Source organism: Dehalococcoidia bacterium (assembly GCA_021295915.1).
Taxonomy (GTDB): Bacteria; Chloroflexota; Dehalococcoidia; order Lucifugimonadales; family UBA1123; genus VXRN01.
The window spans coordinates 1-638 of the sequence record JAGWBK010000008.1 but is presented as its reverse complement, the minus strand read 5'-3'; the positions used below and the strand labels follow the sequence as shown (position 1 = coordinate 638).

Annotated in this window: 1 protein-coding gene; it reads left to right on the top strand. The window is 58.2% G+C overall.

The features are described 5' to 3' along the window. Nucleotides 1-638: hypothetical protein (locus J4G14_03995; GenBank protein MCE2456957.1), on the top strand; the 638-nt coding region annotated here is incomplete at both ends.

Sequence of the window (638 nt, the reverse complement as noted above, 5' to 3'; positions counted from 1 at the left end):
TCCACCGGTTCTCCAGGTTCTGGCAGACAGCCGCCATCGTGTCCAAGGACGTCTTCGACCAGTACGGCGTCGAAGGCACCCAGGATGTCTACGTCGGCGTCGGCGCCTTCATGGCCGAGGATGCCAACTACCTGGACTCATGGAAGCAGAACGAGGGCATCAGGCTAGTCGCCAACCCGGACTACTACGCTACCAAAGACGATAATGGCCCGTTCGTGGAAAAAATCAACTGGTTGGAAGTCCCTGAAGGTGCTTCCCGCCGCGCGATGCTTGAAGCCGAAGAGGCGCAGATCGCGCAGATTGCAACGAAGGACTTCCCTGAGCTGCAGTCCAAGGGCTTCGAACTCCAGAAGAAGGGTCTGTTCAACACGATCCGAGACATCTCCTGGGTCGGTAACTATTGGGAGTCCCACTCCGGCCTGACCGGTGAGGCTCTCGAGCGTGAGCGCGACATCAGCAAGCCCTGGATCGGCAACCCGTTCGAGAACGGCGACACCTATGACGAGAACACGCCGTCCATGCAGAATTCCATGAAGGTGCGCAACGCTTTCTCATGGGCAATCGAGCGTGAAGAGCTCGTCGAGAATCTTCTCGGCGGTCTCGGATTCGTAAACCACCAGGCATACCTGTCGTCCAAC